9 protein-coding genes are annotated in these 8,442 nt (G+C 71.1%); 6 read left to right on the top strand and 3 right to left on the bottom strand.

The genetic code is table 11. The features are described 5' to 3' along the window. The first annotated feature begins 198 nt into the window (after nt 1–198). The 6 genes from purL (at nt 199) to FV223_RS13935 (ending at nt 5,115) form a co-directional block, all read left to right on the top strand. Nucleotides 199–2,418, top strand: coding sequence for a phosphoribosylformylglycinamidine synthase subunit PurL (gene purL, locus FV223_RS13960; RefSeq protein ID WP_147727613.1), 2,220 nt, complete (start codon nt 199–201; stop codon nt 2,416–2,418). Between the two features lie 25 nt (nt 2,419–2,443). Continuing rightward, nucleotides 2,444–2,680 carry a BolA family transcriptional regulator gene (locus FV223_RS13955; protein ID WP_147727612.1) on the top strand — a complete coding sequence of 79 codons (237 nt, stop codon included), beginning with the start codon at nt 2,444–2,446 and terminating at the stop codon, nt 2,678–2,680. A gap of 23 nt (nt 2,681–2,703) precedes the next feature. Further along, on the top strand, nt 2,704–3,204 hold the full coding sequence (locus FV223_RS13950) for a DUF29 family protein (RefSeq protein ID WP_147727611.1): 501 nt from the start codon (nt 2,704–2,706) through the stop codon (nt 3,202–3,204). A gap of 30 nt (nt 3,205–3,234) precedes the next feature. Further along, entirely contained in the window at nt 3,235–3,573 is a 339-nt protein-coding gene (gene grxD, locus FV223_RS13945; RefSeq protein ID WP_147727610.1) for a Grx4 family monothiol glutaredoxin, read from the top strand. 137 nt (nt 3,574–3,710) lie between these two features. Continuing rightward, a complete protein-coding gene (locus FV223_RS13940; protein WP_147727609.1) occupies nt 3,711–4,610 on the top strand; it encodes an NAD(P)/FAD-dependent oxidoreductase in 900 nt (299 codons plus the stop codon). A 286-nt stretch (nt 4,611–4,896) separates the two neighbouring features. After that, nucleotides 4,897–5,115: a hypothetical protein gene (locus tag FV223_RS13935; RefSeq protein ID WP_147727608.1), complete on the top strand. Its 219-nt coding sequence runs from the start codon at nt 4,897–4,899 to the stop codon at nt 5,113–5,115. Between the two features lie 19 nt (nt 5,116–5,134). Here the strand turns inward: FV223_RS13935 and FV223_RS13930 are convergent, their stop codons facing one another. The 3 genes from FV223_RS13930 to FV223_RS13920 form a co-directional block, all read right to left on the bottom strand. Next, nucleotides 5,135–5,947, bottom strand: a complete 813-nt coding sequence (locus FV223_RS13930) for a hypothetical protein (RefSeq protein ID WP_147727607.1) — start codon at nt 5,945–5,947, stop codon at nt 5,135–5,137. 108 nt (nt 5,948–6,055) lie between these two features. Then, the gene (locus tag FV223_RS13925; RefSeq protein WP_147727606.1) at nt 6,056–8,134 is read right to left on the bottom strand and encodes a M3 family metallopeptidase; all 2,079 of its coding nucleotides are present in this window, start codon (nt 8,132–8,134) and stop codon (nt 6,056–6,058) included. Between the two features lie 89 nt (nt 8,135–8,223). After that, a partial coding sequence (locus FV223_RS13920; RefSeq protein WP_147727605.1) for a dienelactone hydrolase family protein occupies nt 8,224–8,442 on the bottom strand: 219 nt, incomplete at its 5' end.

Here is an 8,442-nt window from a genome sequence, read left to right as displayed (position 1 = left end):
GCCCGTCCGAAGGCGGCGCGACGGCCGTCCCGGTCCGCGCCTGAGCGCTCCGACCCCGGGACGGGCCGGGCGGATGTGTGATCGAATGTTGCCAGGGCGGGCGCTTACCCTCTAGAGCCGTGGCGACTCCCGAGCCGGCGCCGACCTTGCCGACGGCGCCATCTCCGATCGGGACCGGATTTTCGTCGAGACTGCCGCATGTTCCGCAACGATGTCCCGATCACGCCCGAGCTCGTCCGCCAGCACGGCCTGACGCCGGACGAGTACCAACGGTTCCGCGGGTTGATCGGGCGCGATCCGACGCTGACCGAGCTCGGCATCGTCTCGGCGATGTGGAACGAGCACTGCTCGTACAAGTCGTCGCGCAAGCACCTGCGCGGATTGCCGACGACGGGGCCGTGGGTGATCCAGGGGCCGGGCGAGAACGCCGGCGTCATCGACATCGGCGACGGCCTCGCCTGCGTCTTCAAGATGGAAAGCCACAACCACCCGAGCTTCATCGAGCCCTACCAGGGCGCGGCGACCGGCGTCGGCGGCATCCTGCGCGACGTCTTCACCATGGGGGCGCGCCCGATCGCGGCCCTGAACGCCCTGCGCTTCGGCTCGCCCGACCACCCCCGCACGCGCCACCTCGTCTCGGGCGTGGTCGCCGGCATCGGCGGCTACGGCAACTCCTTCGGGGTGCCGACGGTCGGCGGCGCGGTCGGCTTCCACCCGCGCTACGACGGCAACATCCTGGTCAACGCCATGGCGGTCGGCCTCGCCAAGGCCGACGCGATCTTCTACGCGGCGGCCTCGGGCGTCGGGAACCCGATCGTCTACCTCGGCTCGAAGACCGGGCGCGACGGCATCCACGGCGCCACCATGGCGTCGGCCGAGTTCGACGCCGAGACCGAGTCGAAGCGCCCGACCGTGCAGGTCGGCGACCCCTTCGCCGAGAAGCTCCTGCTCGAGGCCTGCCTCGAGCTGATGCGCTCGGGCGCGGTCATCGCGATCCAGGACATGGGGGCTGCCGGCCTGACCTGCTCGGCCGTCGAGATGGGCGCCAAGGGGGATCTGGGCGTCGAGCTCGACATCGAGAAGGTGCCCGCCCGCGAGGCCGGCATGACCCCTTACGAGATGATGCTGTCGGAGAGCCAGGAGCGCATGCTCATGGTTCTGAAGCCCGGCATGGAGGCCGAGGCCGAGGCGATCTTCGTGAAGTGGGGCCTCGACTTCGCGGTGATCGGCAAGACCACCGACACCCTGCGCTTCGTGGTGAAGTGGCACGGCGACGTCGTCGCCGACCTGCCGATCAAGGAGCTCGGCGACGAGGCGCCGCTCTACGACCGGCCGCACATCGCCAACACGCACCTGCCCGAGATCCAGGCCGCGGACGTCGCGGCGCCGGCCTCCCTGACCGAGGCGCTGAAGCGGCTCGTCGGCTCGCCCGAGCTGTGCTCGAAGCGCTGGGTCTACGAGCAGTACGACCACTTCATCGGCGGCAACACCGTGCAGAAGCCCGGCGGCGACGCCGCGATCGTCCGCGTCGAGGACGGTCCCCGCGGGCTGGCGCTCACCGCCGACGTGACGCCGCGCTATTGCGAGGCCGACCCGGTCGAGGGCGGCCGGCAGGCGGTGGCCGAGGCGTGGCGCAACATCACCGCCGTCGGCGGGCGGCCGCTGGCGATCACCGACAACCTGAACTTCGGCAACCCCGAGAAGCCCGAGGTGATGGGCCAGCTCGTCGGCTGCCTCCAGGGCATCGGCGAGGCCTGCAAGGCGCTCGACTTCCCCGTCGTGTCCGGCAACGTCTCGCTCTACAACGAGACCAACGGCGTCGGCATCCTGCCCACGCCGACCATCGGCGGCGTCGGCGTGCTCGACGACGTCGCGCGCCACGCCACCATCGCCCTGAAGCGCGAGGGCGACGTGCTGGTGCTGGTGGGCGCCGCCGAGGGGTGGCTCGGGCAGTCGATCTACCTGTCGGTGATCGAGGGCCGCGAGGAGGGGGCGCCGCCGCCCGTCGACCTGTCGCTCGAGCGCCGCAACGGCGACTTCGTCCGCGGGCTCATCGCCTCGGGCCAGGTCGACACCGTGCACGACCTCTCCGACGGCGGCCTCGCGGTGGCGTTGGCCGAGATGGCGATGGCGGGCAGCTTCGGCGCGACGCTGCCCGAGGCGCCGGAGGGCATGCCGGCGCACGCCTACCTCTTCGGCGAGGACCAGGCGCGCTACCTCGTCGCTGTGCCGGCCGAGGCCGCGACCGACATCCTCTACGCCGCCTCGGCGCAGGGCATCGACGCGTCGGTGGTCGGCGTGGTCGAGGGCGACGGTTTGACCCTGCCGGGCGGGCAGACCATATCGGTCGCCGAGCTCCGCGACGCCCACGAAGGCTGGCTGCCGGCCTACATGGCGAGCCTTCCGGCGGCCGCCTGACACCCCCGACCCGAGGAACCGACCGATGCCGATGGACGCGCGCGAGATCGAGCGGATGATCGTCGAGGCCCTGCCCGACGCCAAGGTGGAGATCAAGGATCTCGCCGGCGACGGCGACCACTACGCCGCCACGGTGCTGTCGGCGGCGTTCAAGGGCAAGACCCGCGTTGCCCAGCACCAGATGGTCTACGGCGCGCTCCAGGGGCGGATGGGGGGCGTGCTCCACGCCCTTGCGCTGACGACGGGCGTCCCGCAGGATTAGGCCTCCGTTCCACGGTGGTGCCGATGGACCAGCCGAGCCTCTGCGACGACGACATCGTGACCTGGTCCGAGCAGCAGGCGGCGAGCCTGCGCGCCCTGGCGGCTCGGCCCGACCTCTCGAATGCGCGCGCTTGGGAGAACATCGCCGAGGAGGTCGAGGGCTTGCGACGGTCTCAGACGCAGGGCGTCGAGAGTGCCATCCTCCTCGTCCTTGTCCCGAAGTACCTTTCGGCTCCGTCCGCGCAATCGACCCGATCCTGGCGGGTCGAGGTGGTCGCCTACCAGGCGACGGCACGCCGGAACTACAAGCGCTCCATGCGACAGAGGATCGACTGGGAAGACCTCTGGACCACCGCGAAGGCGAACGCCGCCGTGTCGCTCGAGATGTACGGTGACAGCCTCGTCCCTGGGTCGCCGGCGACGATGCCTTTCGATCCGGACGAGATCGTGGCGAAGAGCTTCGATATGGATTGGGCGCTAAAGCGGTTGGCCTCGGCATTGGAAATGCCTGCCGACCATCACTAGATCTGCTGAAACGAACGAGGATCGGAACCCATGAGCGACGTCAACGCAACGATCGAGAACGAGATCAAGTCCCAGGACGTGGTCGTGTTCATGAAGGGCACGCCCACCATGCCGCAATGCGGCTTCTCGGGGCAGGTCGTTCAGATTCTCAACTACCTCGAGGTGCCGTTCAAGGGCGTGAACGTGCTGGCCGACGCCGGCATCCGCGACGGCATCAAGGCCTATTCCAACTGGCCGACCATCCCGCAGATCTACGTGAAGGGCGAGTTCGTTGGCGGCTGCGACATCACCCGCGAGATGTTCCAGTCGGGCGAGTTGCAGACCTTCCTCGCTGAGAAGGGCGTCCCGGTGAAGTCCGCCGCCGCCTGAGCCGGCCTTCGCGGACGGACGACGACGAAGGGCGCCGCGGCGCCCTTTTTCGTGGCCGCATCCGAGAAACGTTCCGCACGGATCCGGCTTGAGCCCGAGAGGGGCAACCGGAGGCGCGCCTCGGGCGCGGCGTCATCATGCACGACGTGATCATCGTGGGCGGCGGGCCGGCGGGGCTCAACGCAGCGCTCATCCTCGGGCGCTGCCGGCGCACCGTCCTGCTCCTCGACCACGGCACCCCGCGCAACGCCGCGGCTCGCCTGACCTGGGGCGTCTACACCCGGGATGGCACGCCGCCGGCCGAGCTTCGCGCCCTCGCCCGCGCCGACCTCGAGCGCTACGACACCGTCGCGCTGCGCGAGGCCGAGGTCGTGGAAGCGCGAGCGATCGACGGCGGTTTCGCGATCACGCTCGCGGACGGCAGCCGGGAGACCGCCCGCCGGCTGATCCTCGCCACCGGCCTGCACCAGGACCTGCCCGCGATCCAGGGCTTCGCGCGCTACTGGGGCACCGGCGTCCATTCCTGCCCGTATTGCGACGGCTACGAGGCACGCGACCGGCCGATCGCGGCCTACGCCCACGGCCCCGTCGCGAAGGGGTTCGCCCTGGAGCTGACGGCCTGGAGCGGCAACGTCACGCTCTGCACCGACGGCCATCCGACCGACCTCTCCGAGGACGATCGGGCGCGCCTCGCCCGAAACGGCGTGCGGCTGGTCGAGGCGCCGATCGCCCGCCTGGACGGCGACGAGGCGGGGCCGACGCATCTCGCCTTCGCGGACGGCAGCGCCCTGCCCTGCCGCGCGGTGTTCCTGATGCCGATGGGATGCCTGCCCTCGCAGCTCATCCGGCAGCTGGGCTGCGCCCTGAACGAGGCCGGCGTGGTGCCGACGCGCGATTACGAGAAAACCGACGTGCCGGGGCTCTACGTGGCCGGCGACGCCTCGCGCCGGGTGCAGTTCGCGATCGTCGCCGCCGCCGAGGGCGCCATGGCGGCCTTCGCGGTCAACACCGAGCTCCTGCGCGAGGACACCCGCTGACGTTTCCGAGAGACGCGATTAGCCGTGCATCCGCAGGGTGCATTTCGCGGGGCTGCCGACGACTTGCGAAGCCACGTCGCGCCGGATGCGTAGTCTGGAGATCTGCCGAAAGGCGAAGTCGGCGTGCGATTTCACACCATGGCCGGGGCGCTGCAATGCAATGATGAAAAAATAGTTCCGTTCTCGAAACTTTCGGAACTTGTTCAGGTTGTCCCCGTTACTCACGTGCGGCCGAGGTTTCGTCGGCCGCCGGTGCCGACGCTCCGCTGTCTCTGCAAGGCCGGTCATGCCCGTCTTCGACGCCAAAAACCTCGGGACCCAGTTCGAAGGCCAAGCCTTGCTCGCGGCGATCCTGCACCCGACGCGCATCGCGCAGACTCGCGCCCTCACCCATGGCCGCCAGCGCGCCGAGCGCGCCGCCGCCATGGCGGACCCGATGACGATCGAGCCGCGGTACCCGGTCGGCGCCGGCGTGCTGACCCAGGCGCCGATCGCCTCGACCTGACGGCGTTGCGCGCCGCGTCCTACCAGGGCTGCGGCGTGACGAGGCCCTGACGCGTCACCACGACCCATTCCCGCCCGCGCCGCTCGACGGCTTCGACCCGCCCGACTCCCGGAATCGCGTCGCCGATCGCGACCTCCACCAAGCGGCGGCGGCGATCCTCCAGCATGGCGGTGCCGTCGTACACGTCGCGGACGGCCCAGGACTCGATCACCGCCGGCTTCGGCTTGGCGTCCGGGATGCTCCCGGTCTGGACCGGCTCGGGCTTCGCGACCGGAGCCGGCGGCGCGGCGGACGCGACGGTGCGCTTCTCGGCTTGGGCCGCCGCCGCCGCGAGGCGGGCGCCCTGCTCCTTCTCCGCCTGCTCGATCCGCTCGCCGAGGGCGGCGATCTTCGCCACCAGGGCGGATTCGGTCTTGCCGACCTTCTCGGTCAGCGCGGCGCTGCGGGCCTTCGCCTCGCTGCGCGCGGCGTCCGCAGCGTCCTTGAGGGCCGCGACCGACTTGTCGAGGCGATCGGAAGCGATGGCGAGGCGCGACGCCTCCGAGCGGTTGGCCTCGAGCGCCGCGTTGATCTCGGCCAGGACGACCGCCGTCCCCTGAGGCCGGGGCGTCGCCAGGATCGCGGTGCCGGCGCCGAGCACCGTGCCGACCGCGAGTGCGGCGCCCGCCAGCCCCATCGTCACCGCATCGAACCGGCGGACGGCCCTGGCAGCCGTCGGCACGGGCGCCGCCGCCTTGCTCTCGGCGGGCTTCGCGCCGGAGACCGCGGCCTTCAGCAGGGCCTCCGGCGAGGCGGCCGATTTCTCCACGGCCGAATCGATGATCGTCGTCATGGCCCTCGCCTCCGCGTCCGGCATCTCTGTCGAAAGCTTTGGTTAAGGACGTTTGTTTACCGAAGGGTTACCGCGCCGCGCGTGCCGAGGCGGCGCGGGCCTTCCCCGTCAGGCCGCCAGCCCGCGCTTGCGCAGCAACGGCTCGGTGCTCGGCAGGCGCCCGCGGAAGGCGGTGTAGGCCTCGCGCGGGTCGCGCAGGTTGCCGGCACCGTAGACGTAGGTGCGCAGGCGCGCGGCGGTCGCCGGATCGAAGATGTCGCCGGCCTCGCGGAAGGCGTCGAAGGCGTCCGCATCCAGCACCTCGGACCAGAGATAGCTGTAGTAGCCGGCCGCATAGCCGTCGCCCGAGAAGATGTGGGCGAAGTGCGGCGTGCGGTGGCGCATGTTGATCTCGGCCGGCATCGCGATGCGCTCGAGCGCGTCGGCTTCGAAGGCCCCTACGTCGAGCCCGTTCTCGCCCTCGGCCGAGAGGTGCAGCGTCATGTCGACGATCGCCGACGCGGTGTACTCGACGGTGGCGAAGCCCTGGTTGAAGGTGCGGGCGGCGAGCAGCTTCGTCAGCAGCGCCTCCGGCATCGGCTCGCCGGTGCGGTGGTGGCGGGCATGGGTCCGCAGCACCTCCGGCTGCTCCAGCCAGTGCTCGTAGAGCTGCGACGGCAGCTCGACGAAGTCGCCCGACACGGCGGTGCCGGCGAGCAGCGGGTAGGTCACGTCGGAGAGGAGGCCGTGCAGGGCGTGGCCGAACTCGTGGAAGAGGGTCCGGGCGTCGTCGAAGGACAGCAGGGCCGCCTCCCCGGCGGGCGCCTTCGCGAAGTTCATCACGTTGACGATGATCGGCTTCACGTCGCCGGTGAGCCGTTCCTGCGAGCGGAAGGCGCTCATCCAGGCGCCGCTGCGCTTCGACGGCCGTGCGAAGTAATCGCCGAGGAAGGTGCCGACCTCGGAGCCGTCGGCGTTCGCGACGCGCCAGGCGCGCACGTCCGGGTGGTAGCGCGGAACGTCCTTGAGCTCGGTGAAGCGCAGGCCGAACAGGCGGGAGGCCGTGTCGAACGAAGCCGCGATCACCGAATCGAGCGGCAGGTAGGCCTTGATCTCGCTCTCGTCGAGATCGTGTTCGGCGCGCCGCAGCTTCTCGGCGTAGTGGCGCCAGTCATGGGCCTGGAGGGCGAAGTTGCCGCCCTCGGCCTGGACGATCGCCTGGAGCCGGTCGCGCTCGGCCCCGGCCTGCCTGCGGGCCGGGGTCCAGACCTCGCGCAGCAGGCCCATCGCCGCGTCCGGGGTCGCGGCCATGGTGTCGTCGAGCTTGAAGTGGGCGAAGCTGTCGAAGCCGAGGAGCCTGGCCCGCTCGGCGCGCAAGCTGACGATCTCGCGGATGATGCCGCGGTTGTCGGTGGCCCCGCCGCCCTCGCCGCGGCGGATCCAGGCCTCGTAGGCGCGCTCGCGCAGGTCGCGCCGGGTCGAGCACACCAGGAACGGCTCGATCAGCGAGCGCGACAGGGTGATGGCGTGGCTGTGCGCGCCCCCGCGCTCTTTGGCGGCGTCGGCCGCCGAGGCGATCAGGAAGTCGGGCAGGCCGGCGCGGTCCTCCACCGCGTCGAGGGGCAGCAGGAAGCTGCTCTCGTCGGCGAGCAGGTTCTGGCTGAACTGGGTTCCGAGTTCCGACATCCGCGCCGCGATCTCGGCGACGCGGAGCTTGTCCTCGGGCCCGAGGTCGGCGCCGGAGCGGCGGAAGCGGGTGCGGTAGCGGGACAGAACCCGGCGCTCCTCGCCGCCCAGGCCTTCGGCGTCGGCGTCGACCGCCGAGATGCGCGCCCACAGGTCGGGGTTGAGGTAGATCGCGCTGCCGTGGCGCGACAGCTTCGGGCCGATCGTCCGCTCGATCGCCTGAAGCTCGGGGTTCGTGTGGCTGCCGGTGAGGTTGTAGAACACGCCGGCGACCCGATCGAGGGCGAGGCCCGCCCGCTCCATCGCCGCGACGGTGTTGGCGAAGGTGGGCGCCGCGGCCTCGCCGGCGATCGCCGCGATCTCGGCCTTGTGGGACGACAAAGCCGCCTCGAAGGCCGGCAGGTAATGCTCGGGGCGGATGCGCTCGAACGGCGGAAGCTCGGCCGGCGTGCCCCAGGCCGTCTCGGAGAAGGGGTTGTCGGCCGGAAGGTCGGCGAGCCCGGGGTTTTGCGCTGTCGTCATCTGAAAGGTCCCGATGTCGCGCGCCGTGCCCTGGCCGGCGGCGTTCCGGCCTGGGCCGTCGACGGCCGGCGATTCGACGCGCTCCCGCTTCAGATAGGCCCGAACCCACGCTTCAGGAAGGCGATACCGCGTGCCACCGCGTCGGCGTCGGTTCGCGGATCGAAGGCGTGGCCCTGGTCTTCGTAGAGATGGACGCGGCAGCTTCCGCCCGCCTCGGCCATCCGCCGGTGCAGGTCCTCGGGGTGACGCCGACCGACCAGGGCGTCGCGGGCGCCGTGCAGCGCCAGCACCGGCGGCAGTGCGAGGGG

Source organism: Methylobacterium sp. WL116 (assembly GCF_008039455.1).
GTDB lineage: Bacteria > Pseudomonadota > Alphaproteobacteria > Rhizobiales > Beijerinckiaceae > Methylobacterium.
Note: the sequence above shows the minus strand (reverse complement) of the source record. Positions and strands in the feature narration are given on the sequence as shown.

Coding starts and splice junctions, on each gene's coding strand:
- FV223_RS13935 (WP_147727608.1), top strand. CDS start 4,897: ATGCCCGTCTTCGACGCCAAAAACCTCGGGACCCAGTTCGAAGGCCAA.
- FV223_RS13940 (WP_147727609.1), top strand. CDS start 3,711: ATGCACGACGTGATCATCGTGGGCGGCGGGCCGGCGGGGCTCAACGCA.
- FV223_RS13950 (WP_147727611.1), top strand. CDS start 2,704: ATGGACCAGCCGAGCCTCTGCGACGACGACATCGTGACCTGGTCCGAG.
- FV223_RS13955 (WP_147727612.1), top strand. CDS start 2,444: ATGCCGATGGACGCGCGCGAGATCGAGCGGATGATCGTCGAGGCCCTG.
- grxD (WP_147727610.1), top strand. CDS start 3,235: ATGAGCGACGTCAACGCAACGATCGAGAACGAGATCAAGTCCCAGGAC.
- FV223_RS13925 (WP_147727606.1), bottom strand. CDS start 8,134: ATGACGACAGCGCAAAACCCCGGGCTCGCCGACCTTCCGGCCGACAAC.
- FV223_RS13930 (WP_147727607.1), bottom strand. CDS start 5,947: ATGACGACGATCATCGATTCGGCCGTGGAGAAATCGGCCGCCTCGCCG.
- purL (WP_147727613.1), top strand. CDS start 199: ATGTTCCGCAACGATGTCCCGATCACGCCCGAGCTCGTCCGCCAGCAC.